Source organism: Streptomyces sp. NPDC014907, from assembly GCF_055562975.1.
The window spans coordinates 388360-414629 of record NZ_JBVHEG010000005.1 but is presented as its reverse complement, the minus strand read 5'-3'; the positions used below and the strand labels follow the sequence as shown (position 1 = coordinate 414629).

General features: G+C 74.7%; 23 protein-coding genes and 3 tRNA genes. 9 read left to right on the top strand and 17 right to left on the bottom strand.

Annotation, left to right across the window (positions count from 1 at the left end):
• The first annotated feature begins 1 nt into the window (after nucleotide 1).
• From ACZ3IL_RS17060 to ACZ3IL_RS17050, 3 genes are all read left to right on the top strand, one after another.
• Nucleotides 2-73, top strand: a tRNA-Val gene (locus ACZ3IL_RS17060).
• Between the two features lie 19 nt (nucleotides 74-92).
• Nucleotides 93-164, top strand: a tRNA-Val gene (locus tag ACZ3IL_RS17055).
• 39 nt (nucleotides 165-203) lie between these two features.
• Nucleotides 204-278, top strand: a tRNA-Val gene (locus tag ACZ3IL_RS17050).
• Between the two features lie 110 nt (nucleotides 279-388).
• On the opposite strand, the gene ACZ3IL_RS17045 is transcribed toward ACZ3IL_RS17050, so the two are convergent.
• Nucleotides 389-673 carry a TFIIB-type zinc ribbon-containing protein gene (locus ACZ3IL_RS17045; RefSeq protein WP_467391116.1) on the bottom strand — a complete coding sequence of 95 codons (285 nt, stop codon included), beginning with the start codon at nucleotides 671-673 and terminating at the stop codon, nucleotides 389-391.
• 67 nt (nucleotides 674-740) lie between these two features.
• A complete protein-coding gene (locus ACZ3IL_RS17040; protein ID WP_467391115.1) occupies nucleotides 741-1718 on the bottom strand; it encodes a phosphotransferase family protein in 978 nt (325 codons plus the stop codon).
• A gap of 889 nt (nucleotides 1719-2607) precedes the next feature.
• On the opposite strand from ACZ3IL_RS17040, the gene ACZ3IL_RS17035 reads away from it, so the two are divergent.
• Nucleotides 2608-3771, top strand: a complete 1164-nt coding sequence (locus ACZ3IL_RS17035; RefSeq protein WP_467391344.1) for a serine/threonine-protein kinase — start codon at nucleotides 2608-2610, stop codon at nucleotides 3769-3771.
• A gap of 23 nt (nucleotides 3772-3794) precedes the next feature.
• Here ACZ3IL_RS17035 and ACZ3IL_RS17030 read toward each other — a convergent pair whose 3' ends face one another.
• The 8 genes from ACZ3IL_RS17030 to ACZ3IL_RS16995 form a co-directional block, all read right to left on the bottom strand.
• The gene (locus ACZ3IL_RS17030) at nucleotides 3795-4613 is read right to left on the bottom strand and encodes a TrmH family RNA methyltransferase (RefSeq protein ID WP_467391112.1); all 819 of its coding nucleotides are present in this window, start codon (nucleotides 4611-4613) and stop codon (nucleotides 3795-3797) included.
• A 72-nt stretch (nucleotides 4614-4685) separates the two neighbouring features.
• Nucleotides 4686-5945, bottom strand: coding sequence for a uroporphyrinogen-III C-methyltransferase (gene cobA, locus ACZ3IL_RS17025; protein WP_467391110.1), 1260 nt, complete (start codon nucleotides 5943-5945; stop codon nucleotides 4686-4688).
• Nucleotides 5946-6267: 322 nt separating this feature from the next.
• Entirely contained in the window at nucleotides 6268-9780 is a 3513-nt protein-coding gene (gene cobT, locus ACZ3IL_RS17020; RefSeq protein WP_467391108.1) for a nicotinate-nucleotide--dimethylbenzimidazole phosphoribosyltransferase, read from the bottom strand.
• Between the two features lie 305 nt (nucleotides 9781-10085).
• The gene (gene cbiE, locus ACZ3IL_RS17015; protein WP_467391106.1) at nucleotides 10086-11327 is read right to left on the bottom strand and encodes a precorrin-6y C5,15-methyltransferase (decarboxylating) subunit CbiE; all 1242 of its coding nucleotides are present in this window, start codon (nucleotides 11325-11327) and stop codon (nucleotides 10086-10088) included.
• 73 nt (nucleotides 11328-11400) lie between these two features.
• Nucleotides 11401-12036 (bottom strand): GNAT family N-acetyltransferase, encoded by a 636-nt coding sequence (locus ACZ3IL_RS17010; protein WP_467391104.1) that lies wholly within the window; start codon nucleotides 12034-12036, stop codon nucleotides 11401-11403.
• Between the two features lie 195 nt (nucleotides 12037-12231).
• Nucleotides 12232-13086 carry a MetQ/NlpA family ABC transporter substrate-binding protein gene (locus ACZ3IL_RS17005; protein ID WP_467391102.1) on the bottom strand — a complete coding sequence of 285 codons (855 nt, stop codon included), beginning with the start codon at nucleotides 13084-13086 and terminating at the stop codon, nucleotides 12232-12234.
• 92 nt (nucleotides 13087-13178) lie between these two features.
• Complete coding sequence (locus tag ACZ3IL_RS17000; RefSeq protein WP_467391100.1) at nucleotides 13179-13847, bottom strand: methionine ABC transporter permease; 669 nt, start codon at nucleotides 13845-13847, stop codon at nucleotides 13179-13181.
• The gene (locus tag ACZ3IL_RS16995) at nucleotides 13844-14914 is read right to left on the bottom strand and encodes a methionine ABC transporter ATP-binding protein (protein ID WP_467391098.1); all 1071 of its coding nucleotides are present in this window, start codon (nucleotides 14912-14914) and stop codon (nucleotides 13844-13846) included. Before ACZ3IL_RS16995 ends, ACZ3IL_RS17000 begins: the two co-directional genes overlap by 4 nt.
• Before the next feature lie 532 nt (nucleotides 14915-15446).
• Here ACZ3IL_RS16995 and ACZ3IL_RS16990 point away from each other — a divergent pair.
• Nucleotides 15447-15809: a hypothetical protein gene (locus tag ACZ3IL_RS16990; RefSeq protein WP_467391096.1), complete on the top strand. Its 363-nt coding sequence runs from the start codon at nucleotides 15447-15449 to the stop codon at nucleotides 15807-15809.
• 2 nt (nucleotides 15810-15811) lie between these two features.
• A complete protein-coding gene (locus ACZ3IL_RS16985) occupies nucleotides 15812-16246 on the top strand; it encodes a hypothetical protein (protein ID WP_467391094.1) in 435 nt (144 codons plus the stop codon).
• Between the two features lie 129 nt (nucleotides 16247-16375).
• Here ACZ3IL_RS16985 and ACZ3IL_RS16980 read toward each other — a convergent pair whose 3' ends face one another.
• The 3 genes from ACZ3IL_RS16980 to ACZ3IL_RS16970 form a co-directional block, all read right to left on the bottom strand.
• Nucleotides 16376-16858, bottom strand: coding sequence for a GNAT family N-acetyltransferase (locus tag ACZ3IL_RS16980; RefSeq protein WP_467391092.1), 483 nt, complete (start codon nucleotides 16856-16858; stop codon nucleotides 16376-16378).
• Between the two features lie 36 nt (nucleotides 16859-16894).
• The gene (locus ACZ3IL_RS16975; RefSeq protein ID WP_467391090.1) at nucleotides 16895-17479 is read right to left on the bottom strand and encodes a sigma-70 family RNA polymerase sigma factor; all 585 of its coding nucleotides are present in this window, start codon (nucleotides 17477-17479) and stop codon (nucleotides 16895-16897) included.
• Nucleotides 17480-17625: 146 nt separating this feature from the next.
• Nucleotides 17626-18795 carry a glycerophosphodiester phosphodiesterase gene (locus ACZ3IL_RS16970; protein WP_467391088.1) on the bottom strand — a complete coding sequence of 390 codons (1170 nt, stop codon included), beginning with the start codon at nucleotides 18793-18795 and terminating at the stop codon, nucleotides 17626-17628.
• Nucleotides 18796-19036: 241 nt separating this feature from the next.
• Between ACZ3IL_RS16970 and ACZ3IL_RS16965 the strand changes: the two genes are divergently transcribed.
• Nucleotides 19037-19708 (top strand): lysophospholipid acyltransferase family protein, encoded by a 672-nt coding sequence (locus ACZ3IL_RS16965; protein ID WP_467391086.1) that lies wholly within the window; start codon nucleotides 19037-19039, stop codon nucleotides 19706-19708.
• A gap of 71 nt (nucleotides 19709-19779) precedes the next feature.
• On the opposite strand, the gene ACZ3IL_RS16960 is transcribed toward ACZ3IL_RS16965, so the two are convergent.
• The 3 genes from ACZ3IL_RS16960 to argH all read right to left on the bottom strand — a co-directional run bounded on the left by ACZ3IL_RS16960 (nucleotide 19780) and on the right by argH (nucleotide 23465).
• The gene (locus ACZ3IL_RS16960) at nucleotides 19780-21324 is read right to left on the bottom strand and encodes an MFS transporter (RefSeq protein WP_467391084.1); all 1545 of its coding nucleotides are present in this window, start codon (nucleotides 21322-21324) and stop codon (nucleotides 19780-19782) included.
• Nucleotides 21321-21872 carry a TetR/AcrR family transcriptional regulator gene (locus ACZ3IL_RS16955; protein ID WP_467391082.1) on the bottom strand — a complete coding sequence of 184 codons (552 nt, stop codon included), beginning with the start codon at nucleotides 21870-21872 and terminating at the stop codon, nucleotides 21321-21323. Before ACZ3IL_RS16955 ends, ACZ3IL_RS16960 begins: the two co-directional genes overlap by 4 nt.
• Before the next feature lie 165 nt (nucleotides 21873-22037).
• The gene (gene argH, locus ACZ3IL_RS16950; RefSeq protein ID WP_467391080.1) at nucleotides 22038-23465 is read right to left on the bottom strand and encodes an argininosuccinate lyase; all 1428 of its coding nucleotides are present in this window, start codon (nucleotides 23463-23465) and stop codon (nucleotides 22038-22040) included.
• A 181-nt stretch (nucleotides 23466-23646) separates the two neighbouring features.
• Here argH and ACZ3IL_RS16945 point away from each other — a divergent pair, with 181 nt between their 5' ends.
• Both ACZ3IL_RS16945 and ACZ3IL_RS16940 read left to right on the top strand, forming a co-directional pair.
• Nucleotides 23647-24915, top strand: coding sequence for a hypothetical protein (locus ACZ3IL_RS16945; protein ID WP_467391078.1), 1269 nt, complete (start codon nucleotides 23647-23649; stop codon nucleotides 24913-24915).
• A 68-nt stretch (nucleotides 24916-24983) separates the two neighbouring features.
• On the top strand, nucleotides 24984-25604 hold the full coding sequence (locus ACZ3IL_RS16940) for a pyridoxamine 5'-phosphate oxidase family protein (protein ID WP_467391076.1): 621 nt from the start codon (nucleotides 24984-24986) through the stop codon (nucleotides 25602-25604).
• 128 nt (nucleotides 25605-25732) lie between these two features.
• Here ACZ3IL_RS16940 and ACZ3IL_RS16935 read toward each other — a convergent pair whose 3' ends face one another.
• Entirely contained in the window at nucleotides 25733-26263 is a 531-nt protein-coding gene (locus tag ACZ3IL_RS16935; protein WP_030316147.1) for an arginine repressor, read from the bottom strand.
• Nucleotides 26264-26270 lie beyond the last annotated feature (7 nt).

Below are 26270 nucleotides of genomic sequence, written 5' to 3'. Positions count from 1 at the left end.
AGGACGATTAGCTCAGCGGGAGAGCGCTTCCCTGACACGGAAGAGGTCACTGGTTCAATCCCAGTATCGTCCACCGGACCTTCGGGTCCCCCGCGCGATTAGCTCAGCGGGAGAGCGCTTCCCTGACACGGAAGAGGTCACTGGTTCAATCCCAGTATCGCGCACGCAGTACGCAGCACCCCCGGGCACGTCGTGTCCGGCCCGCGCGATTAGCTCAGCGGGAGAGCGCTTCCCTGACACGGAAGAGGTCACTGGTTCAATCCCAGTATCGCGCACCACAGCAAGGAGCCCCCGGCCGCGTTTCGCGGCCGGGGGCTCCTTCGTGCCCGCCGGGCCGGGGCGTGCCGGCCGGCACCCCGCAGGGGCCGACCGGTGTCACCGGCTCCCCTCAGGAGGAGAAGAGCATCCGGCCGAAGCCGCGCTGGCGGTAGTGGCCGCCCCCGTGGTGACCGCCGTGGTGCGGGGCTCCCCAGGCCGGGGCGGCGGGGGCCGGCTGCGCCGGGTAGCCGCCGGGGGCCGGCGGGGCCTGCTGGCCCCACTGGGACTCCAGGCGGGTCAGGGCCTCCAGCTCGCCGTAGTCCAGGAAGATGCCCCGGCATCCGCTGCACTGCTCGATCTGGACACCGTTGCGGTTGTACGTGTGCATGGCCGCATGGCACTTGGGACACTGCATGCTCGGCTCAACTCCCTGACATCGCCGTTCGAATGCTGGCTTCACCTTATGGGGACGCCGGGAACGCCTACCCGGTTCGCCGTCCGGCGATGCGGACGCAGGCGTCGACCATCATCTCCTCGACCTCGTCGAGCGGCCGGCGCCCGGCCGTGGACTTCACCAGGGCCAGGGCGGCCGTCTGCGCCGCCAGGGCCCGCGCGGGCACGTCGAGCCGGCCCCAGGGGTCGGCGCCCGCCGCCGGCCCGCCCGCCTCCCGGTACGCGTCCAGGAAACGGGACCAGATCTCCGGGGGCAGGATGCCGGCCGCGAACCAGGCGGCCGGGCGGGCCAGGTCCCAGGCGGGATCGCCGAGGCCGAGGTCGTCGATGTCGATGAGCCGCCAGGACGGCGGACCGGACGGGGGCGGGGGGCCTGCGGAGCGGACGAGCTGGCCGAGGTGGAAGTCGCCGTGGCAGAGCGTCCGGAACGCCCCCGCGGGACGTTCGGGAACCGTCCCCCAGGCGCCGAGGACCGCGGCCGCGGCCGGGTGGTCCGGCGCCGCCCGCCGCATCCGCTCCACCGCGAGCGCCGCCTTGAGCGGTGCCCGCGCCGCGGGGAGCCGGTCGGCGGCCTCCGGCGGGGGCGGGGTGCGGTGGAGCCGGGCGAGGAGCCGGGCCGCCTCCTCCCAGGGGGCGGCGTCGGGGTCCTCCGGATCGACGGGCGGGCCGTACGGCCAGAGGGTGACGGGACGTCCGTCGAGTGCGTCCGGGGCGGTCCCCGGCGGCGGGAGGGGCGGCAGGAACACTCCGGCGACGGCCGGGTGGGCGGCCAGCGCGAGGCGCGCGCGGTGCGCCTCGGGGTCGGTGTCCGGGGCGTGGGCCTTGGCGACGAGCGCCCCGTGGCGCACGACCGTCCCGTCGTCCCGGTCCGCCAGCACCCCGACCAGGCCGTCCGCGCAGCGACAGGGGGCGCCCGGCGGGTGGGCGGCGGCGCGGGCGAGGGCGGCGAGCCGGACGGGCGGAGCGGGCGGGGGCGGGACCGGCGGGGGCGGGACGGAGGGGGTCACGCCGGGAGCGTACGGGGTGGGCGCGGTCCGGTTCCGGCCGGGCGGCCCGTCCGGTTCACCGCGAGCGCCCGTGCGCGGGACGGGAACGCGCGGGGGCCGGTCGGCTTCCCGGCCGACCGGCCCCCGCGCTGTCGTCCGCCGCACCCCCGTCCCCACGGGGCTGACGGCCGGATGCCCCGGCCCGGGCCGCTCTCCCGGACCGGGGGCGCCGTTCAGCGCCCCAGCATCACGCCCACGGACGACGCGTGTGTGACCACCGCCTCCCAGCCGCCGAAGACGACCACGAGCAGGGCCGCGAGGGGAAGGACCATGGCGGTGGCCACCAGGGGGTGACGGTGACCCGGAGGCCGGGGTGTCGTCCGTGGTGCCGTGTGGGCCATGGTTCCTCTCCCGTCGTGTGGCGCGGCAGGCACGTGATCTCGGGGGACGAGTGCCGCGCCTGCCGCATGACCACCACCCTAGGGAGCGGGGGGCGCCGGGACGTCATGCCCGCGTACCGGCTTGCGGGCCTCCCCGAGGATGACGCCCGCCCGCGCGGCGTACTCCCCTGGGTGGAGACGCGGCCCGCGCGACCCGGGGTCTTCCCGGAGGGGACGCGGGAGGGGGCCGGACGGGTGGAGAACGACGTGACATCGCTCACTTCCTTGATCGTCGGGGGCGCCTCCCGGTTCACGGGGCCGGGAGGCGCCCCTCCTGGACGGCGGACGGCACACGGAACGTTCCGTCAAGTGGGTTCTCGGGGAGGGCGGTTGGGAGCCGCCCGGGGAGGGTCCGGCCGCGGGGGCCCGTACCGTGCCGACAATCGGTCCCGGTGCGAGGGCGCGGCCTATGAGCGCGTGCGGGCGCCACTACGTAAGCTGTGCCACGTCGAACGGACGAGGGGACGGACATGGCGATGATGCGGCTCCGGCGCGAGGACCCGCGGATCGTCGGGTCGTTCCGGCTCCACCGCAGGCTGGGGGCCGGCGGAATGGGCGTCGTGTACCTGGGGTCCGACCGGCGCGGTCAGCGGGTGGCGCTGAAGGTGATCCGGCCCGACCTGGCCGAGGACCAGGAGTTCCGGTCGAGGTTCGCCCGCGAGGTGTCGGCGGCCCGGCGCATCCGCGGCGGCTGCACGGCCCGGCTGGTCGCCGCCGACCTGGAGGCCGAACGCCCCTGGTTCGCCACCCAGTACGTGCCCGGCCCCTCCCTGCACGACCGGGTCGCGGAGGAGGGCGCGCTGCGCGCCGCCGACGTGGCCACGATCGGGGCCGCGCTCTCGGAGGGCCTGGTCGCCGTCCACGAGGCCGGGGTGGTGCACCGGGACCTGAAGCCGTCCAACATCCTGCTCTCCCCCAAGGGCCCCCGCATCATCGACTTCGGCATCGCGTGGGCCACCGGCGCCAGCACCCTGACCCACGTGGGCACGGCCGTCGGGTCGCCCGGCTTCCTCGCCCCCGAGCAGGTGCGCGGCGCGGCCGTCACCCCCGCGACCGACGTGTTCTCGCTCGGCGCCACCCTGGCGTACGCGGCGATGGCCGACTCCCCCTTCGGGCACGGCAGTTCCGAGGTCATGCTCTACCGGGTCGTGCACGAGGAGCCGCAGCTGCACGGCGTGCCGGACGCGCTGGCGCCGCTGATCAGGGCCTGTCTCGCGAAGGACCCCGAGGACCGTCCCAGCACGCTCCAGCTGTCGATGCGGCTCAAGGAGATCGCGGCGCGCGAGGCGCAGGGCCTCCCGGCCGCCCGGCCGCCCGTGCAGCGGGAGCGGGCCGAGGAGCGCGGTACCGCCCGGCCGACCGAGCGGTACACCGAGCGGGACACCCGGGGGCGCGGGCCCGAGCGGGGTCAGGGGCGCGGTCCCGGGCCGTCGTCGCGCCCCTCCGCCGGGCCGCGGACCGGGGGCTCGCGGGACCCGCGGTCCCGTCCGGGCACCAGGCCCGGGGCCCGTTCCACCGCGACGGGCCGCCGTCCCGCCAACCCCCGGCTGCTGCGCCAGCGGCTCTTCGTCTTCGTGGTCGTGACCCTCGTCGTCGCCCTGGGCATCGCCGCCGCGCAGGCCCTCCAGGGCTGAGCCGCCCCGCGCGGGCGGGCCCCTCAGGACTCCGGCCGGCCCGTCACCACAGCGTAGAAGGCGACGGCGGCCGCCGCGCCCACGTTGAGCGAGTCCACGCCGTGGGCCATCGGGATGCGGACCCACGTGCCGGCGGCCCGCAGGGCCCGCGCCGACAGGCCCTCGCCCTCCGCGCCCAGCATCAGCGCCACCCGGTCCATCCGGTGCGGGGCCGCCTCGTCGATGGAGACCGCCTCCTCCGCCGGGGTGAGCGCCAGCAGTTCGAAGCCCGCCTCCCGTACGGTCTCCAGGCTCCGCGGCCAGTCCTCCAGGCGGGCGTACGGGACGGAGAAGACCGCGCCCATGGAGACCTTCACCGAGCGCCGGTAGAGCGGGTCCGCGCAGTCCGGGGAGAGCAGGACCGCGTCCATGCCGAGGGCGGCGGCGCTGCGGAAGACGGCGCCGATGTTGGTGTGGTCGTTGACCGACTCCATGACCACGACCCGGCGGGCGCCGGCGAGCACCCCGGCGGCGTCCGGGAGGGGCTTGCGCCGCATGGACGCGAGGGCGCCCCGGTGCACGTGGTAGCCGGTGACGCGTTCCGCCAGGTCCGGCTCGATCACGTACACCGGCGCGCCGGTCTCGTCGATGACGTCCCGCATGGCCCCGACCCACTTGGCCGAGAGCAGCATGGACCGCATCTCGTACCCGGCCCGCAGGGCCCGTCGGATGACCTTCTCGCCCTCCGCGATGAACAGGCCCTCGGCCGGCTCGCGTCTGCGGCGCAGCTCGACGTCGGTCAGGTCCGTGTAGTCGCGCAGGCGCGGGTCGTCGGGGGCGTCGATCGTGAGGGGTTCGGCCACGGGGTGATACTGCCTTGTCCGGGTGGGGTGCCAGTGGGGGTCTGTTCGGGGTCTTCCCCGGGTGTCGTGTCGCTAGCCGACCAGGCGGTCCGGGTTCTCCCCGACGACGTCGCCGATGACGACGACCGCCGGCGGACGGACCTCTTCCGCCCGGACGGTCTCCGCGACCGTCGCGAGCGTCGCGTCCACCCGGCGCTGGGCGGCCGTCGTGCCCTCCTGGACGAGGGCCAGCGGGGTCTCCGGGTCCTTGCCGTGGGCGATGAGCGCCTCCGCGATCCTTCCGATCTTGTCGACGCCCATGAGGATCACGAGGGTGCCGGTGAGCTTGGCGAGCGAGGCCCAGTCCACCAGGGAGCGCGGGTCGTCGGGGGCGACGTGGCCGCTGACCACGGTGAACTCGTGGGCCACTCCCCGGTGCGTGACCGGGATGCCGGCCGCGCCCGGGACCGAGATCGAGCTGGAGATGCCCGGCACGACCGTGCAGGCGATGCCCGCGGCGGCGAGCGCCTGCGCCTCCTCCATGCCCCGGCCGAAGACGAAGGGGTCGCCGCCCTTCAGACGGACGACGGACTTCCCCGCCTTCGCGTGCTCGATCAGCGCGTTGTTGATGGCCTCCTGGGCCATGAACCGGCCGTACGGGATCTTCGCCGCGTCGATCACCTCGACGTGCGGGGGCAGCTCGTCGAGCAGGTCGCGGGGGCCGAGCCGGTCCGCGATCACCACATCGGCCTCCGCGAGCAGGCGGCGGCCGCGCACCGTGATGAGGTCCGGGTCGCCGGGACCGCCGCCGACCAGGGCCACGAACGGGGCGCGGGCCCGGTGCTGCCGGGCCGCGAGCGAGCCGTCCCGCAGCCCCTCCACGATCGCGTCCCGCACGGCGGCCGAGCGGCGCGGGTCGTGGCCGGTGAGCACCGCCACCGTGACGCCCTCGTCCCGGCCGGTGGCCGGGGTCCAGGCGGTGGCCGCCTCCGCGTCGTCCGAGCGGACGCACCAGATCCGGGAGCGCTCGGCCTCGGCGGAGGCGGTGGCGTTCGCGGCCGGGTCGGTGGTGGCGACCAGGACGTACCAGGCCCCGGCGAGGTCGCCCTCCTCGTACCGGCGCCTGATCCAGGTGATCTCGCCCGTCCCGGCCATCGCGTCCACGGACGGGGTCGCGGAGGGCGAGATCAGCGTGACGTCCGCGCCCGCCGCGATCAGGGCGGGGAGGCGGCGCTGGGCGACCTGGCCGCCGCCGAGGACGACGACGCGGCGGCCGGTGAGGCGCAGGCCGACGGGGTAGGCGGGGTGCGTCGCCTTCTCTGCGGGCTCGACGGGCCCGGCGTTCTTGGCCATGGGTGAGCGGCTCCTCGGGGCGTGGCAGGTGCGGGCCGCTGCGGCGGTGGAGCGGCTGGTGGGACGCTGTTCGTCCGACACACGATATCGGTGGCCCGGGGGTGCCACTCTGTGACGGATCTCCCGGGGGCGGGTGCGCGCGGAGCCGCCCGGGTTCGTGCCCGGAAACCGCGTGACCGGCCGCGCCCGCCGTCCCGGGCCCGTCCGGCCGCGCCCGCCGTCCGGGCCGTCCGGCGGCGCCCGGGTCGCGCTCCGCGTGCCCGGGCGCGGCCCCGCGCGTCTCCCCGCCGCGCCGGCGGGCGGGGAGACGCGCGGAGGGGTGCTACTTCTCGGTGATCCCCGCGGCGTCGAACGTGGCCACCTCGTGCATCGCGCGGGCCGCGCTCTGCACCAGCGGGAGGGCGAGCAGCGCGCCCGTCCCCTCGCCGAGGCGGAGGTCCAGGTCGACCAGGGGACGCAGGCCCAGCTTGTTCAGGGCCGCCACGTGCCCCGGCTCGGCGCTGCGGTGGCCCGCGATGCAGGCCGCGAGCGCCTCGGGCGCGATCGCCCGGGCCACGAGCGCCGCCGCTCCGGTGGAGACGCCGTCGAGGACGACCGGGGTGCGCAGGGAGGCCGCCCCCAGGATCAGGCCCACGAGGGCCGCGTGCTCCAGGCCGCCGACCGCCGCGAGGACGCCGATCGGGTCCTCCGGGTCGGGCTCGTGCAGGGCGAGGGCACGGCGGACCACGTCGACCTTGCGGGCGTGCGTCTCGTCGTTGATGCCGGTCCCCCGGCCCGTGACCTCGGCCGGGTCCACACCGGTGTAGACCGAGATCAGGGCGGCGGACGCGGTGGTGTTCGCGATGCCCATCTCACCGGTGAGCAGGGCCTTGTTGCCCGCCGCGACCAGGTCGCGCGCGGTCTCGACGCCGACCTCGATCGCCGCCAGGACCTCTTCGCGGCTCATCGCGGGGCCCGTGGTGAAGTCGCCGGTGCCGGGGCGGACCTTGCGGGGAAGGAGGCCCGGGGTGGCCGGGAGTTCGGCGGCGACGCCCACGTCGACGACGCAGACCTCGGCGCCCACCTGGTTGGCGAAGGCGTTGCAGACCGCTCCCCCGCCGAGGAAGTTGGCCACCATCTGGGCGGTGACCTCCTGCGGCCAGGGGGTGACGCCCTGGGCGTGCACGCCGTGGTCGCCGGCGAAGATCGCGACGGCCGCGGGCTCCGGGATCGGCGGCGGGCACATCCGGGAGAGGCCGGAGAGCTGGGCGGAGATGATCTCCAGCATGCCGAGCGCGCCGGCGGGCTTGGTCATCCGCTTCTGGCGCTCCCACGCCTCGCCGAGCGCCTTGGCGTCCAGCGGGCGGATGTTCGCGACGGTCTCCTGGAGGAGGTCGTGCGGCTCCTCGCCGGGCAGGGCGCGGCGGCCGTACGTCTCCTCGTGGACGACCCAGGCCAGCGGGCGGCGCCTGGACCAGCCCGCCTGCACCAGCTCGGGCTCCTCGGGGAACTCGTCCACGTACCCCACGCACAGGTACGCGACCACTTCGAGGTGCTCGGGGAGGCCGAGGGCGCGGACCATCTCGCGCTCGTCGAAGAAGCTGACCCAGCCGACGCCGAGGCCTTCGGCTCGGGCCGCGAGCCAGAGGTTCTCGACCGCGAGCGCGGAGGAGTACGGGGCCATCTGCGGCTGCGTGTGGCGGCCGAGCGTGTGGCGGCCGCCCCGGGTGGGGTCGGCGGTCACGACGATGTTGACCGGGGTGTCGAGGATGGCCTCGATCTTCAGTTCCTTGAACTGCTTCGCCCGGGCCTTCGGCAGCGACTGGGCGTACGCCTCGCGCTGCTTCCGGGCCAGCTCGTGCATCGCCTGCCGGGTCTCGGCGGAGCGGATGACGACGAAGTCCCAGGGCTGCGAGTGGCCGACGCTGGGCGCCGTGTGCGCGGCCTCCAGGACGCGGAGCAGCACCTCGTGCGGGATCGGGTCGGAACGGAAGCCGTTGCGGATGTCGCGGCGCTCCCGCATCACCCGCAGGACCGCGTCCCGCTCGGCCTCGTCGTACCCGGGGGCCGGGGCGGTCCGCTCCTGCCGCGCGGGAGCCGGAACGGCGTCCTCCTGGCCGGGGCCGTCGGGGGCCTCGCCGGCGGGAGCCGGGGCGTCGGCGGGAGCCGGGGCGTCGGCGGGAGCCGGGGCGTCGGCGGGAGCCGGGTCCTGGGCGGGGGCCGGGTCTTCGGCGGGGAGCGCGGCTTCGACGGAGGCCGGGGCCGGCTCCTCGGTCGAGGCCTGTTCCCCGGCCGGAACCTGCTCCCCGGCCGGGACCTGCTCCTCGACGGGGGCCGGTTCCGTGGCGGGGGCCGGTTCCCGGGTCTGCTCCCGGACCGGTTCCGGGGACTGTCCCTGGATCTGTTCCCCGGCGGCGGCGGTCTCCGTCTCCGGTTCCGCCGTTTCCACGGTCTCCCCGGTCGGCGGAAGCGGTTCCGCCAGGGGGGCTTCCGGGGTGCTCTCCCGCTCCTCGGGGGCCCGCTCCTCCGGCAGTTCCGTCGGCACGGGCGCCTCGGGCGCGTTCCCCGGGATCTGCCCGGTCCCGTCCGGCGCGGGCACGGCGGCCTCGACCGGCACGGCGGGCTCGTCCGGCGCGGGCACGGCGGCCTCGACGGGCGCGACGGTCTCGTCCGGCGCGGGCACGGCGGCCTCGACGGGCGCGGGCACGGCGGTTTCAGGCGTCGTGGGCGCTGCGGCTTCCGGCTCCGTGGGCTCGGGCGCCACGGCGGCGGGCTCGGCCTCGCGCGGCGCGGGCACGACGGTGCCGGGCGCCACGGCGGCCTCGGGCGCCTCCTCCGGCGCGGGAGCCGTCTCGGCGGCGGGTTCGGCCGGGGCACCGGTCATGGTCTCCGCCACCGGGGCGGGCGTCGGGGCCAGGTGCGGGGCGGTCGGGACGGAACCCTCCACCTGGACGAACCCGCCCGACTGCGGGACGACCGTTTCTGCGGGGCCCCGCTCCTGCGGCTGCGCGGGCCACGGCTCGGCGCCCTGCGGCGCGGGCTGCTGCTCCTGCGCGATGTCGAAGTACTCGGGGCCCGTGGTGGGCGGGCCCGGGTTCCGGACCGGCACGGGGGCGGGGCCGGTGGCCACGAGGGGCTCCGGAACGGGCTGCGGGGCCGGGGCGGGCGCGGTGGCCGGGCCCCGGTCGGCCAGCGAGCGCACCACGCCGCCGGTGCCCTCGGGCACGGGCGGGCCCATGTGCAGCGGGCGGCGGGCGGGCGGCGGGGTCGGGGCGGTGTGCGGCGTGCGGACGGCACCGAGGTCGACGGAGCCCGTGTCCCGGCCGGCGGCCTCGTGCGCCCCGGTGTCGAGGATGCCGGGCTCGTAACCGTGGTCGGTGGTGACCGGCTCCTGCGGGGCCGTGGGGACGCCGTGCGCCGGGGTGCCGGCCGCCGGGACGCCGTGCGCCGGGGTGCCGGTGAACGGGTCGGTCGGCACGCCCTGCGGCGGGGTCCCGTGCCACGGGGCGGCCGGCGCGTCGCCGGGGGCGGCGGGCTCCGGGAGCGGGTCGGTCAGCGGATCGCCCGCCGGGGCCGGGGCCTCCTGGTGCGGGGCCGCCGCGTGCGGCACGCCCTGGTGCGGGACCACCGGGGCCGGCGGGGGCGGCACGGCGACCGGCGGCGCGGGCACGACGCCCGGCGGGTGCTCGCTCCAGGCGCCCTGGGCGCCCGGCATCAGGAGCAGGTCGTCGTCCTCGGGTGTGTGCTCGGAGGGGTCCAGGAAGGTGTACGCGCCCGGTGCGGGGATGCCCGGCTGCTCGACCATGCCTGCGTTCTCCGGCAGCCCCTCGCCCGGGACCTGGCCGGTGTCCGTCATGCGTACCCCTCGCCCATCGCTTGTGTTCCTTCAGACCTGCGCCCGTCGAGAAGAACGAGCGCGCGCGCCGCGCGGCACGAAGGACGCGGACACTGACACATTGTCGCGACCTCCGGCCCCCGTGGCGGGAAGATCCGCCACGATGCGCTTGTGGACTGCGCCACGTCGCGCGGTCCCCCCTCGTCGCGTACCGCGCCGAGGGCCCCCGGAGGGCCACCCATTCGGGACATCGGCACACGAAGCGACGAGTGTCCGGACGCGGTACAACAATCGGCCAGCCTACCTGGCCCGGTGGGGCGGCCGGGTCAGGGGGCGCGTTCGATCCTGCGTCCGGAGAGCAGGAAGACGGCCGAACGATCGCGTTCCGACCAGGTGTCCGGGTCGAGGCCGACGGTCTGGAGGAGGACGCTCTCGGTGAGGTAGCCGCCCGCGATGAGGGCGGCGCCGATCGCCTCGGCCTCGTCACGGGTGGAGGCGTGGGCGACGATGCGCTCCGGGCGCCGGTCGGTGCAGGCGGTGACGACCTGGACGCCGCCGGCCGCGATCCGCACGACGTCGGGTTCGGGCAGGCTCTCCAGGACGTGCGGGGCGCGGCCCGGCACGGCCTGGAGCGGGACGCCGTGGCGGCGGGCGGCGGCCTCGGTGCGGGCGCAGGCGTCCGGGTCGGCGTCGACGGCGATGACGGCGGCGCCGAAACGGGCCGCCTCGACGGAGAAGGCCCCTCCCCCGCAGCCGACGTCCCAGACGAGGTCGCCGGTGCGGGGGCCGAGCCGGGCCAGCTGGGCGGCGCGGAGGGCGGGGTCCGCGCCCGCGCCCGTCCGGACGGTGCCGGTTCCGGGGCCGTGCTCCTCGGAGTCGTACTCCCCGGCGGGCAGGCCCCAGCCCCGTACGGGGTGGACGGCGGGGTCGTGGCCCGCCAGCCAGGGGGCGGCGGGGGCACCGCCGCCCCCGCCGATGACGAGGACGACGTTGGGGTCGCGCCAGCTGTGGTCGGCGGCCTTGTCGGAGGTGAGGACGGAGACCCGTTCGCGTTCGGTGCCCAGTTCCTCGCAGACGACGAAGGTGCGGTGGACCCCGTCGAGGAGGAGGGCGAGTTCGGCGGGGCCGGCGCCCGGCGAGGTGAGGACGGCGACCTTGGGGTGGGCGCGGCAGACGTTGACGGCGCGGCGCAGGGTGCGCTGGTGGGCGACGACGATCCGGGCGTCCTCCCAGGGCATGCCGGCGCGGGCGAAGGCGGCGGCGACGGAGGAGACGGCGGGGACGACCTCGACCTCCAGGCCGTGCTCGGGGGCGCGCAGGGTGCGCACGACGCCGAAGAACCCGGGGTCGCCGTCGGCGAGGACGACGGCGGTGCCGCGGTGGCCCGCGATGCGGCGGGCGGCGAGGTCGACGCTGCCGAGCCGGATGCGTTCGGCGGCGGGGGGCACCTCCGGCCGGGCCAGGTGGTGGGCGGCTCCTGCCACGAGCGTGGCGGCGGAGAGCGCGGACCGGGCCGCCGGGGAAAGGGGCGAGCCGTCCCAGCCGATCACCGTGACGCGGTCGGCCATCGTCGTCTGTCTCCCTGTGGTGTTGTCGCAGGTCGGGGGCGTGCCGAGCGTACCCCGGGATCGGCTCCGGGAATCAGCTCCAGTCGGTGTACGAGGAGTACCCGGCCTCGGCCATCTGGTCGGCGGCGTCGTCGAGGTCCTCGGGGAGGAGGCCCCAGACGATGAAGTCGGTGCGCAGGTCGGTCCAGCTCCCGTCCTCGGTACGGGTGCGGGCTATGCAGGCGTTGCGCAGGACGCCCTCGCTGATGCAGCCGATCTTCTGGGCGACCTGCTGGGCGGCGGTGTTGTCGGCGGCGGTGCGCAGTTCCAGGCGTTCGAACCTCTGGTCGCCGAAGAGCCACCGGGCGGTGGCGAGGGCGGCCTCGGAGGCGTAGCCCTCGCCGCGGGCCCAGGGGGCGACGATGTACGAGAGTTCGGTGGAGCGGACCCGCCAGTCGGTGTTGTCCAGCCGGATCACCCCGACGAGGCGCTGGGTGAGGAACTCGGTGACGGCGAGGTCGAGGCCGCGGCCGGCGGCGCGTTCGGCGGGCGCGTGCCGGGTGATCCAGGTACGGGCGGCGGCCTCGGTGCAGGGCTGGGGCACGGCGGTCCAGGCGCCGACGAGTTCGTCGTTCATCATCTCGGCGAGCGCGGGGACGTCCGCCTCCTCGAGCGCGCGCAGCACCAGCCGGTCCGTGTTGATGGAGATGTCCGGAAAGGTGGTAGTCATGCGCAGCTCCATGCCGTGGACCGTCCGAATCGACCGTGAACGCACAGCATGCAGCATGCCGCCGCCGGTGCGCATGGCCGGGTCGGGTGTGGGGACGGGGGCGCCGAAGGCCCCGCGCACCGGCCGGGGTGCGGGGGCCTTCGGCTCAAGGACCGGGAGGGGGCGGCGTTCTGACGGCCCCTCGGTCACCGGGTCCTACTCGACGGGCCCGAAGGCCGGGACGACCGATCCCTTGTAGGTGTCCTCGATGTACTTCTTCACCTCGGGCGAGTTGAGGAGCGCGGCGAGCTTCTGGACGCGGGCGTCCTTCTCGTTGCCCTTCTTGACGGCGAGGAAGTTGGCGTAGGGGTTGCCCTCCGCCTTCTCCAGGGCGAGGGAGTCCTTCGCCGGCCGGAGCCCGGCCTCCAGGGCGTAGTTGCCGTTGATGACGGCGGCGTCCACGTCGTTCAGGGCGCGGGGCACGGTGGCGGCCTCCAGCTCCTTGAACTCCAGGCCCTTCTTGTCGGTGATGTCGGAGAGCTTGGCACCGGTGCCGACGCCGTCCTTGAGGACGATCAGGCCGTTGTCGGCGAGGAGCTGGAGCGCGCGGCCGCCGTTGGTGGTGTCGTTGGGGACGGCGACGGTCTGGCCGGGCTTGACGTCCTTCAGCGACTTCAGCTTCTTGGAGTAGAGGCCCAGCGGCTCCAGGTGGACGTTGACCACGGGGACGACGGTGGTCTTGTTCTTCTGGTTGAAGTCGTCGAGGTACGGCTTGTGCTGGAAGAAGTTGGCGTCGACCTGGCCGGACTGGGTGGCGGTGTTCGGCAGGACGTAGTCCGTGAACTCCTTCACCTCCAGCTTCAGGCCGGCCTTTCCGGCCAGGTTGTCCCTGACGAAGTCGAGGATGTCGGCGTGCGGCGTCGGGGACGCGGCGACGACGAGGGGCTTGCCGGCGGAGCCGGCCGGGTCCTTGGAGGAGGACGGGTCGGAGGAGGTGCCGCAGGCGGTGAGGCCGAGGGCGAGGGAGGAGACGGCGGCCAGGCCGGCGGCGAGCTTGATGTTCTTGCGCACGAAGAGTGCCTCTTTCCGGTGGAGCGGTGGACGTCTGGACAACAAGTCCGGACTGTTCTTCGAAGGACGAAGTCTGTGGGGGCCGGGGGCCGTCAGGTGGTGCGGCCCCGGCGGGCGAGGAGCCGGACGGCTCCGTCGCCGATGAGCTGGACGACGGTCACGATCAGGACGAGGACGACCACCGTGACGAGCATGAAGGTGGTGTCGAAGCGCTGGTATCCGTAGGTGACGGCCTTGGAGCCGAGGCCTTCGCCGCCGACCGCGCCGGCCATCGCGGAGTAGCCGATGAGCACGATCACGGTGGTGGTGACGGCCGAGACCAGGGAGGGCAGGGCCTGCGGGAGCAGGACCTTGCGGACGATGGTGGGGATGCCGCCGCCCATGGCCTGGACGGCTTCGACGAGCCCGTGGTCGACCTCGCGGATCGCGGTCTCGACGAGGCGCGCGAAGAAGGGGACGGCGCCGACGGCGAGCGGCACGATCATCGCGGTCGGGCCGATGAAGGTGCCGACGACGAAGGTGGTGAAGGGGATCAGGGCGATCAGCAGGATGATGAAGGGCAGCGAGCGGCCGATGTTCACGATCGCACCGACGGTCTTGTTCACCGGCTTGTTCTGCAGCAGTCCGCCCTTGTCCGTGAGGACGAGGAGGATGCCGAGCGGCAGGCCGCCGAGGACGGTGACGACGGTGGCCCACAGGACCATGTAGAGCGTGTCGACGGTGCCCTGTTCGAGCAGGGGGCGCATCTCTTCCCAGGTCACTTGGCACTCTCCTTCGCGAGCACGGGCCGCTGGACGGGCAGCGCGGGCGCGCCCTCCTCGTGCGGTTCTTCGACGGGTTCGACCTGGAGGCCCTGCTCGCGCAGGAAGCCGATCGGGACGACGTTCTCCTCGTACCGGCCGGGCAGTTCGATCCGCATGCGGCCGATCTGCTTCCCGCCGACGGTGTCCATCGCGGCTCCGAGGATGGAGATGTCGATGTTGTACGTGCGGGAGAGCCGGGAGATCACCGGCCGGGCGGCGGCCTCGCCGTGGAAGGTGACGTCGACGACGGTGCGGTCGGCGCCGGTGGCGCGGCCGCTCACCGGGAACAGTTCGGCGGCCAGCCGGGAGCCGGGGGTGGCGAGGAGTCCGGCGACCGTGCCGGACTCGACGATCCGGCCCTGCCGCATGAGGGCGGCGGAGTCGCAGACGGTCTTGACGACGTCCATCTCGTGCGTGATGAGCAGGACGGTGAGGCCGAGCTGCCGGTTGAGGTCGCGCAGGAGCTGGAGGATGGAGCGGGTGGTCTCCGGGTCGAGGGCGCTGGTGGCCTCGTCGGAGAGGAGGACCTTGGGCCGGCCGGCGAGGGCGCGGGCGATGCCGACGCGCTGCTTCTGGCCGCCGGAGAGCTGGCCGGGGTAGGCCTTGGCCTTGTCGGCGAGGCCGACGAGGTCGAGGAGTTCCAGGGCGCGGCGGGAGCGCTCGGCACCGGAGACGCCGAGGATCTCCAGGGGCAGCTCGATGTTGTCCTTGACCGTGCGGGAGGACAGCAGGTTGAAGTGCTGGAAGACCATGCCGATGCCGCTGCGCGCCCGCCGCAGGTCCTTGCCCGCGCGGCGGCCCCTGCCGGCGAGGGCGGTGAGGTCGACGCCGTCGACGGTCACCGTGCCGGAGGTGGGGCGCTCCAGGAGGTTGACGCAGCGGATGAGGGAGGACTTGCCGGCGCCGCTCTGGCCGATCACGCCGAACACCTCGCCCTCGCGGACGTGGAGGTCGACGCCGTCCAGAGCGGTGACCTGCCGGCCGCGCGACTCGTAGACCTTGGTCAGGCCCGAAGTGGTGATCACAGGGGTTTCCGTCACTGTCGAGTGCGCGACGCGGGGTCCGTCACGCACGGGGCATTCGTCATCGGACAGTCAGGCGCACGGGGGTGCCGGTCCGGCGGGTGGCCGGGCGCCGGCGGGTGCGCGGGGCGGGCACGGTCCACCGCCGTTCGGCGGGTACCGGCGCTGCCGTCGGTCCCGCTTCGGGGCGCGGGACTCGGGCGGGGGCCCTCAGAAGGCGCACATTCGACACATGCGGCGAGCACCGGGCGTCGTGGTCGCCTCGGTCGCAAGGATGCGGCTGCTCGTCGTGGTCATGTCTGCAAGTAAAGCATGCGCGACTGCGAACGAAAGCGCCCTGTCCGAATAGCGGACATGCCTGAGACGGCATGCGGACGGTCCGGGGGCCCTTCTCGCCGCGTCTTTCCGGGGCCCGGCCGGTCCTCCCGGGGAGCGGTCCGGAGCGGGCTGTGGCCGAGGACACAGGGGCGCCCGCGCGGCCGGGAGGGGAGGGCCGGGCGCGTCGGGCCGCCCGGCCCGTAATACCCTCGGGCGCATGCTCGACGCCCTGACGGTCGCGGTCTCCGCGGCCGCGCTCGCCCTCGCCGCCTGGTGCGGCTTCGCCGCCTTCCGCGACCGGCCGACCAAGGACTGGCACTTCATCGGCATGGCCGTGGTGACCTTCCTGGTCCTGGTCCAGCTGATCGTCGGCGTCGTGCAGCTGGCGCGCGGCGAGAAGGCCGAGGAGGGCGCGACGATCTTCGTCGCCTATCTGCTCGGCGCGTTGTGCGCGGTGCCGATCGCCGGGTTCATGTCGCTCGCGGAGCGCAGCCGGTGGGGTTCGGCGACGGTGGCGGCGGGCGCGGTCGTGCTGGCCGTGCTCGAAGTGCGTCTCTACGACATCTGGACGGTGGGCTGACCATGACCGGGACGCAGGAGAGGGCCGCGGGGAGCACGGGGACCCGGCTCGTCACGGGTCCGGGCATGCTGGTCGTCTGGCTGTACGGCGTGATGTCGGTGGGCGCGGTCTCCCGCTCGGCCTTCCAGATCGCCACCGAGTTCGACCGGGCGCCGCTCGCGTACGGCCTGTCGGCGGTGGCGGCCGTCGTCTACGTCTTCATCACGTACACGCTGGTGCGCGGCGGGGAGGCGGCCCGCAGGGCGGCGCTGGTGTGCTGCGCCGCCGAACTCGCGGGCGTCCTGGTCGTGGGGACCTGGACGCTGATCGAGCCGTCCGCCTTCCCGGACACGACCGTCTGGTCGAAGTACGGCTACGGCTACGTCTTCATCCCGGTGCTGCTGCCGCTGACCGGCATCTGGTGGCTGCGCCGGTCGCGCGCGGTGCCGGCGGTCTGACGCCCGTCCGGCGGACCGGGAGCGGGCGGCGGGCCGGAGACGGGTCGCGGACCGGAGACGGGTCGCGGACCGGGGACGGACGCCGGGTCAGGCGGACGCCGGGCCGGGGACGGACGCCGGGCCGCCGGGTCAGGCGGCCTTCTCCAGGGTCACCAGGGTGAGCCCGGTGCCGAGTTCGCGGGTGCCGACCGGTGCGTACCCCTTGCGGCGGTAGAGGCGCAGATTGCCCTCGCTGCGGTGGCCGGTGAAGAGCCGGAAGCGCTTGGCGGGCGGCGCGGGCGCGGTCGCGAAGTGGCGTTCGATGCCGTCGAGGAGGCGGCCGCCGAGACCGTGCCGCCGCATGCGCGGGTGGACGATGAGCTTGGCGATGCGCACCGTGCCGTCCTCGTCGAGCCTGGCCCGTACGGAGGCGACGACCTCGTCGCCGAGCCGGGCCACGAGTCCGTGCCCCTCCTCCAGTTCGGCGCGCAGGGCGTCGAGCGACTGGGTGAGCGGTTCGATCGACCAGTCCCCGTACAGCTCCGCCTCGCCCTGATAGCAGAGGTACTGCAACTTCAGGATCTGCTCCGCGTCCCGCGCGTCCGCCGCCGAGATGGTCACGCTCAGGCCCATGGGTGCCCGCCTCCCGCTCCCCTGCCGATCACCGGTCTACCGCACCCTTCCCCGACGGTCCGGGGCGGGAACCTCCGCAGCCAGCATTCTGCGCAGGCATCCCAGGCAACGGGAACGCATCGGCCCCAGACTCCCCTGTGAGATACCCAACTCTCCTGCGATTTCCCGGTAGGTGGGGTCCCCCGGATCGAGCATCGCGGCGAGGACCCCGGGGCAGCGGCCGGGGGTGCGGGTGACGGCGGCGCGCACCGTGCGGCGGCGCTCGTCGGCCAGCAGGGAGTGCTCCGGGGAGCCGTGGGACCCGGAGCCGTCCCGGTCGTGGGCGGGTTCGTCCCGGTAGGGGCGTTCCCGGTCGCCGGTCCGGCGGGCGCGGCGGGCCTCGGCGCGGACGGCCCGGCGCAGCCAGTCGGCGGGCCGCGCGGGGGCTCCCGTCTCCTGGAGGCGTTCGAGGAGGCGGAGCCAGACGGCCTGTTCCAGGTCGCCGGGTTCGACGCCGGCGGCGGGGGCCTCGGCGACCGACTCGGCGGCGAGCAGCGGGGCGAGCGCGGCGAGGAGCCCGGCGCGCGCGTCGGGGGCGGTCCGGGGGCCGGCGGCCGGCTCCGGAACGGCGGGGGTGGTCATGCCCCGCACGATGCCGGGCCCGCGCGCCCGTGGTCCCGGTGCGGGGGCGTAAACCACCCGGGAGGGGGTCGCGCGGGCCCGGGAGCGGACCCGCGCGGCCGTCCGTCCCGGGCGCCGCGGGCCGGGCGGGCCCCCGGACGCGCGCCTCAGCCGCGGCCGGTGAGGTCCTCGGCGGCGAGCAGGGCGGTGTCGGGGTTGTCGGAGAAGATGCCGTCGATGCCCGTCTCCAGGTACCGCTTCAGGGCGCCGATGGAGTCGCCGTAGGCGTTCGGGTCGGTGCCGCGGCGGAAGTCGGCGGGCAGGAAGGCGTTCTCGTTGCGGTGCGTGTACGGGTGGAGGATCAGGCCGGCCGCGTGGGCGTCGCGGACCAGGGTGGTCGGCGCGCCGAGCCGGCCGTTCGCGTCCCGGGGGATGACCAGGTCGAGCGTGGGGCCGATGCCCCGCGCGTACGAGGCGATGCGGCGCAGGCCCCCGGGCGTGATCAGGTCCGCGACCGTGCGCGGGTCCCCGGCCTCGACGAAGTCCCACGGGCGGCTGTTCGCCCCGGAGAGCAGGACGACGCCGGGGGTGTCGACCAGTTCCGCCAGGCGCCGGACGCTGCTCGGCTCGAAGGACTGGAGGATGAGGGGCGAGTGGGCGCGGTGGCGTCCGTACCGGCGCAGGAGCTTCGCGAGCCGTTCCTCCAGGCCGAGGCCGAGGGAGCGGAAGTACGTGGGGTGCTTGGTCTCGACGTACAGCCAGATCTCGCGGCCCCGGCGGCGGCCCTCCTCGTCGGCCCAGCGCAGCACCTCCTCGAAGGTGGGGACCGTCCAGCGGCCGTCGTAGAGGGTGTTCTCCTGGCGGGTGCCGGGGATGCGCTCCTGGGCCCGCAGGGTCTTGAGCTCGGCGAGCGTGAAGTCCTCGGTGAACCAGCCGGTGATCCGGGTGCCGTCGACGGTCTTGGTGGTCTTCCGGGACGCGAACTCGGGATGGTCGGCGACGTCGGTGGTGCCGGTGATGTCGTTCTCGTGCCGGCAGACCAGGTGTCCGTCCCGGGTGGGGACGAGGTCCTGTTCGACGACGTGGGCGCCGAGGTCGAGGGCGAGCCGGTAGGAGCCGAGGGTGTGCTCGGGGCGGTAGCCGCTCGCGCCGCGGTGGCCGATGACCGTGGGGACGGGGAGGGAGCGGTAGCCGCGGCCGTGCGGACGGTTCGCCGCGGCGGCCGGGGCGGCCTGCGCGGTGCCGGCCGTGAGGGCCGCGGAGGCGCCGAGGACGGTGGCGCCCGCGGCGCCGAGGACCGTCCGCCGTGCCGGGGTCCGGCGTTCGCCCTGGGTCATGAAGGGTCCTCCTGGGTGGATCGTGGTGTGATGTCCCGCACCTGACGGCGCTGCCCCCGACGTTAGGCACCGACCCCCTACGGACGGCAGACCTGCGTCGAACATGGCGGAAACACGTGTCAACACTGCGTATCCGTTCGGTGAACCCGATGTGCGCGCGGAGGTGACCCGCGAGTATCGTCGCCAGTCGCACCGTCAGTTCGTCCGTCCTCGGCTGACCCGCTTCCCACCGGAGGAACCGTTGTCCCGTCTCGCGATCATCAAGGCAGTGCTCGGGCCGGTCATGCGCCTGATGTTCCGCCCCCGCGTGGAGGGCGCCGAGAACGTTCCGGGGACGGGTCCCGTGATCCTCGCGGGCAACCACCTGACCTTCATCGACTCGATGATCATGCCGATCTGCCTGGACCGTCCGGTCTACTTCATCGGCAAGGACGAGTACGTGACGGGCAAGGGCCTCAAGGGCCGGGCGATGGCCTGGTTCTTCACCAGCGTCGGCATGATCCCGGTGGACCGGGACGGCGGACGCGGCGGCGTGGCGGCGCTGATGACGGGCCGTCGGGTGCTCGACGAGGGCAAGGTCTTCTCGATCTACCCGGAGGGCACCCGCTCCCCCGACGGCCGGCTGTACCGGGGCCGCACGGGGATCGCGCGGCTGACCCTGATGACCGGCGCGCCGGTGGTGCCGTTCGCGATGATCGGCACCGACAAGATCCAGCCGGGCGGGGCGGGCTTCCCCCGTCCGGGCCGGGTGACGGTCCGCTTCGGCGAGGCGATGGAGTTCTCCCGGTACGAGGGGATGGACCGCGACCGCTACGTCCTGCGGGCGGTGACGGACTCGGTGATGGCCGAGGTGATGCGGCTCTCCGGGCAGGAGTACGTGGACATGTACGCCACCAAGGCGAAGGCCGCGTGAGGACGTACGCGCACGCGTGAGGGTGCCCCCGTACAGCCCGGCTGTACGGGGGCACCTCCCTGTGCGGGGCGTCAGTGCTCGACGCCGTCCTCCAGCTTCTGGCCCCTGAGCAGGAACCAGGCGGCGGCGGCCGTGGCGAGGAGGACCGCCGCGCCGGCGCCGGCCGCGATCCGCAGGCCGTCGACGAAGGCCGTCTGCGCGGCCGACACCAGGGCGGCCGACGTGTCGGGGGCGAGGGCGCCGGCGGCCTCGACCGCGCCGCCGAGGGATTCGTGGGCGGCCGACGTGACGTCCGCGGGGACGCCGGCCGGGGTGGGGAAGCCCCGGTAGACGCCGGTCACGATCGAGCCGAGGACGGCGATGCCGAGCGCGGCGCCCAGTTCGTACGCGGTCTCGGAGACGGCGGAGGCGGAACCGGCCTGCTCCTTGGGGACGCTGGAGAGGATCACGTCGGCGGTGACGGTGAAGGCGAAGCCCGCGCCGACGCCGACGACGAGCAGGGCGCCGCCGAGCAGCGGATAGCCGGTGTGCTGGTCGAGCGTCGTCAGGACGGCGAGGGAGACGCCGACCGCCGCGAGGCCTCCGGCCACCACGGACCGTACGGAGAAGCGGCGGGCCGCCCTGCCCGCGATCAGCCCCGCGGTGACGGCGCCGACCGCGGCGGGCAGTTCGGCGAGTCCGGCCTCCAGGGGGTGGCGGCCCTGGACCAGCTGGAAGAACTGGGACAGGAAGAACACCAGGCCGGAGAGGCCCAGGATGGTCAGCAGGTCCGCGAGGACGGCCCCGGAGAAGCCCCGGTGGCGGAAGAGCCGCATGTCCAGGAGGGGCGCGGGCAGGGTCAGCTGCCTGCGGACGAACCAGGCGAGGGCCGCGGCTCCGGCGGCGGCGGAGACGCCCACGGCGGGCGAGAGGCCGTGGGAGGCCAGCTCCTTGACGGCGTAGACGACGCCGATCATGCCGACGAGGGAGAGCGCCACGCTGGGCAGGTCCCAGGGGCCCGGGGCCGGGTTCTTCGACTCGGGGATCAGCTTGATGCCGACGAGGACGAGGACGGCCATGACGGGCAGGTTGATGAGGAAGACCGAGCCCCACCAGAAGTGCTCCAGGAGGAAGCCGCCGACGACCGGGCCGACGGCCGCGCCCGCGGAGGCCATGGCACCCCAGATGCCGATGGCGAGACTGCGCTCGCGCGGATCGTGGAACAGGTTGCGGATGAGCGCCAGGGTGGACGGCATGAGGGTCGCGCCGGCGACGCCGAGGAGCGCGCGGGCGACGATCATCATCTCCGGGCTGGTCGCGTAGGCGTTGAGCACGGAGACGGCGCCGAAGGCGGTGGCGCCGGCCAGGAGCAGCTTCTTGCGCCCGATGCGGTCGCCGAGGCTTCCCATGGAGACCAGGAGGCCGGCGATGACGAAGGAGTAGACGTCGCCGATCCAGAGGAGCTGGGTGCCGGTGGGTTCGAGGTCCTCGGAGAGGAAGGGGGTGGCGAGGCCGAGCACCGTGGCGTCGACCGCCACGAGCAGTACGGCCAGGACGAGGACGGAGAGGGCGAGCCACCGGCCGGGACCGCGGACGCCCTCGGTATGGGTCGGGGTCTTGAGGGTGTTGGTGCTCACTTCTCCACGCTCCTGCGCGCTCCGCCGAGCAGCAACTCGACGATCATGTACTGGAAGTCCTTGGCGGCGACCCGGCCGTCCTGCACGGCCCAGGTGCCGGAGCCCACGAGCCCGTAGAGGGCCTCGGTGAGCCAGGCGGGGGTCAGGTCGATCCGGAAGACGCCGCGCTCCTGGCCGCGCCGGAAGAGGGCGGAGATCCGGGCGTCGATGCGCTCCCAGCCCTCGTTCCGCCGGTCGCCCTCGAAGAGCTGGTTCTCACTGACGAGGAACGACAGCAGGGGCGCCACGGGTTCCACGGAGGCGATGAGCCGGCGTACGGCCTCGTCCTCGGGTCCCTCCTCGATCCCGGCCGCGTCGAGGGCCGCGTCCAGTTCCTGGAGGCCCAGTTCTTCGAGCGCCCGCACCAGGGCGTCGCGTCCGGCGAAGTGCCGGTGCAGCGTGGCCCTGCCGACCCCGGCGGCCCGTGCGACCTCGTCCATGGTGGCGGTCGATTTCCGGGAGAGGAGGGCGGCGGCGGCGCGGAGCATCTGGGTGCGGTCGACTGACATGAGACAACCATACATGAGATGAGACGTTGACGTCTCATTCGGATGGTGGATGTCGCACTGGCTGGAGACGCCGCACGGCCGGGCGCGGCACGCGCCGGCGCGGACGGCACGACGCCGCCGCCCCCGGGGCCCGGGGGCGGCGGCGCGCGGAACGCGTACGGACGGTTACCTCTTGGCCTCGGCCCAGGCGTGCTGGATCACCAGGTCCGCCTTGACCTCCACGAGCTGGACGGCGACGGCGGAGGGGGCGGTGCCGCCGCGTCCGTCGCGGGAGGCGAGGGCGCCGGGGACGTCGAGGACCGTGCGGACCTCGGGGGTGAGGTGCTCGGAGATCTTGGCGAACTCCTCGTCGGTCAGCTCGTCCAGCTCCTTGCCGCCGGCCTCGGCGACCTTCACGCACTCGCCCGCCACCTCGTGCGCCACCCGGAACGGGACGCCCTGCCTGACCAGCCACTCCGCGATGTCCGTGGCCAGCGAGAAGCCGGCCGGGGCCAGCTCCTCCATGCGCTCCCGGTTGACGGTGAGCGTGGCCATCATGCCGGTGAAGGCGGGGAGCAGGACCTCCAGCTGGTCGCAGGAGTCGAAGACCGGCTCCTTGTCCTCCTGGAGGTCGCGGTTGTACGCGAGCGGAAGGGCCTTGAGGGTGGCCATCAGGCCCGACAGGTTGCCGATGAGACGGCCGGACTTGCCCCGGGCCAGCTCCGCGATGTCGGGGTTCTTCTTCTGCGGCATGATCGACGAACCGGTGGAGAAGGCGTCGTGGAGGGTGACGAAGGAGAACTCCTTCGTGTTCCAGATGATGATCTCCTCCGCGATCCGGGAGAGGTTCACCCCGATCATCGCCGTGATGAAGGCGAACTCGGCGACGAAGTCGCGGGAGGCCGTGCCGTCGATCGAGTTGCCCGCGCTGCCCCGCTCGAAGCCGAGGTCCTTCGCGACCGCCTCCGGGTCGAGCCCGAGGGAGGAGCCGGCGAGGGCGCCGGAGCCGTACGGGGAGACCGCCGTCCGGGTGTCCCACTGGCGCAGCCGCTCGGCGTCCCGGGAGAGGGACTGGACGTGGGCGAGGACGTGGTGGGCGAAGAGCACCGGCTGGGCGTGCTGGAGGTGCGTACGGCCGGGCATGGCGACGTCCGCGTGCGCCTCGGCGAGACCGACCAGGGCGTCCTGGAGGTCGGCGAGGAGGCCGCCGATGATCCGGGCGTGGTCGCGCAGGTACATCCGGAAGAGGGTGGCGACCTGGTCGTTCCGGGACCGGCCGGCGCGCAGCTTGCCGCCGAGGTCCGGGCCGAGGCGCTCCAGGAGGCCCCGCTCCAGGGCGGTGTGGACGTCCTCGTCGGCGAGGGTGCCGACGAAGGAGCCGTCCGCCACGTCCGCCTCCAGCCGGTCGAGACCGGCCAGCATGCGGGTCAGTTCGTCCTGGGTGAGCAGGCCCGCCTTGTGCAGCACGCGTGCGTGGGCGCGGGAGCCGGCGATGTCGTACGGGGCGAGGCGCCAGTCGAAGTGGACCGACGCGGACAGCTTCGCCAGGGCCTCGGCGGGACCGTCGGCGAACCGTCCGCCCCAGAGCCGTACGTCACCGTTGTTGCTGCTCACAGCTACTGCTCCTCGGGAGGGTGGGTGTACCGCCACCTTCCCGACCCGGGGTGGAGAAGGTGATGGCATAACTATGCAATCAGCCGTATGTTTTGTCAACGCGCTTCGGCGGTAGCGCGCCCGGGCCGCCGCCCCCGGATATTCGGCGGCGTCCCCTCGCGTCCGGATCTAGGCTCCGCCCATGCGGACCAGCACCTCGGACGAACTCGCCGACCGGCTCGCCCAGGCCCTGGAGGGAGCGGACGCGACCCTGTGGACCGACTTCGACGAGCGGGTCAGGGCCGCGCTCCGGTGGGCCCCTCCCGCCCGCCCGCATCCGGTTTCCCGGTTCCCCGGCACTCCGGCCGAGCGGGTCGCCGTCGCCCTGTGCGATCCCGACGGCCGGACCAGGGAGACCGCCCTCTCCTCCGTGAGAGGGTTCCCCGGACTCCTCCCCCTGGTCGTCGTCCGCTGCGCCGACTGGGCCGGGCCCGTGCGCGAGCGGGCGCGCGCCGTGCTGCGCGCGGAGTCGCCGGGACTGCCGGCCGGGGCGTTCGGCGGTCTCCTGGCGGTCGCGCTGCTGACCGGGGGCCGGCTGCGCGGGGACGCCGCGCGGGACCTCCTGACCGAAGCCGTACGGGAAGGTCCCGCCGACCGGGTGACCGCCCTGCTCACGAGCGGGGACCGGGCGGTCCGGCGGCTCGCCCACCGGACCGCCGTGGAGCGCGGCCTGCTCTCCCCGGCCCGGCTCGCGGCGATCGCCGCGAGCGACCCCGACGTGGTCGTCCAGGACCTCTGCGCGAGCGCGGCGCTCGCCGGGGCGGGGGACGGAGAGGGGGACGGGGCCTGCGCGGCCGTCCTCGCCCCGCTGCTGGGCTCCCGGCAGGGCCGGGTGCGGGCGGCGGGGGTGACGGGGCTGCGCCGGGCGGGCCGGGCCGCCGGGGCCGGGCCGTTCCTGCACGACCGCTCCGCGCTGGTGCGCGCCTGCGCCCGCTGGGTGCTGCGGCAGGCGGGCACCGACCCGCTGCCGCTGTACCGGGCGGCCTGCGCGGCCGGTGCCGGGGTGCCCGACGACGCGCCGCTCGGGCTCGCCGAGTGCGGGGACCGGGCCGTGGACGGCGCGGTCCTGTGGGCGCTCACGGGCCACGGGCGGTCCCGCGTGCGGGCGAGCGCCGTGGCGGGGCTGCGCCGGCTCGACGCGGTCCGGGCCGAACCGCTCGTACCGCTGCTGGACGACGGTTCGCCACGGGTCGTGCGCGAGACGGTGACCGCGCTGCTGCCGTGGGCCGGCCGACTCCCGTCCGACGGGCTCCTGCGGCGCGCGGTCGCCGGTCCGGACCCGCACGTCCGGAAGGGCGCGCTGAGGCTTCTGGCCGAGGTCGGCGGACTCCCGTACCGGGAGGCGGTCCGGGTCCTCGGAGACGATCCGGACCCGAAGCTGCGCGCACGCGCGCGCCGGGCACGGGCATGATCGCCCTCTTCCGCGAGGAACGTGCCGGAAGGGTGCCCCGGGAGGACGGGGCGACCAGAATGCGCCACATGGGAAAAACATACGAACGCATCGACGGACGCCTGCGCTCCTTCATCGAGGAACAACCGGTGTTCTTCACCGCGACCGCTCCCCTCGCCGGCGACGGGCACGTCAACCTCTCCCCCAAGGGGCGGCGCGGCACCCTCGTGGTCCTCGACGAACTGACCCTCGCCTACGTCGACTTCGGCGGCAGCAGCGCCGAGACGATCGCGCACCTGCGCGAGCCGGGCAACGGGCGGATCACCCTGATGTGGACCGCTTTCTCGGGGCCGCCGACGGTGGTGCGGGTGCACGGCACCGGGGAGGCGGTGCTCCGGGACGACCCGCGCTGGAACGAGCTGTTCGCGCGGTTCCCCGCCGAGGCCGTGGCGGGGCAGGGCAGCGCGCGGGCGATCGTCCTGGTGCGGGCGCGGCGGATCGGCGACTCCTGCGGGTTCGCCGTTCCGCTGATGGAGTACCGGGAGGACCGGGCGCTGCACGCCGAGTACTTCAACCGGAAGACGGACGAGGAGTTCAACGCGTACTGCGCGCGCAAGGAGCACCTCGCGAGCAGCCTCGACGGGCTGCCGGCGCTCCCGCTGCCGCTTCCCCCGCTGCCCGCCCCGGAGGGCGCCGGGCAGACCGGGTGAGGCCGCGCGGCCCGTACGGGCCCGCCGTACGGGCCGCGCCCCGCCGCCGGGTCCGGGCCGGGGCCGGTGGCGGCCTCCGGGACCGGCGCGGCGGGCCCGGAGACGAACGCGCCGCCGGGCCCGGCCGCCTACTTCTGGGCCAGCTTCAGGAGGTGGTCCGCGAGTGCCTGGCCCCCCGCCGGGTCCCGGCTGATCAGCAGGAGGGTGTCGTCACCGGCGATGGTGCCGAGGATGGCGTGGAGTTCGGCCTGGTCGATGGCCGACGCGAGGAACTGGGCGGCGCCCGGCGGGGTCCGCAGCACCACCAGGTTGGCGGAGGCCTCGGCGGAGATCAGCAGTTCGCCGGAGAGGCGCCGCATGCGCTCCTCCTTGGCGGACTCGCCGAGCGGCGCCTGCGGGGTGCGGAAACCGCCCTCGCTGGGCACCGCGTAGATCAGCTCGCCTCCGGTGTTGCGGATCTTCACCGCGCCCAGCTCGTCCAGGTCGCGGGAGAGCGTCGCCTGGGTGACGCTCAGGCCGTCGTCCGCGAGGAGCTTGGCGAGCTGGCTCTGCGACCGCACCGGCTGCCGGTTGAGGATGTCGACGATCCTGCGGTGGCGGGCGGTACGGGTCTGCGGAACGGACGGCCCTCCGTGCTCGTTCTCCTGCGCGTCGGTCATCGTCGCC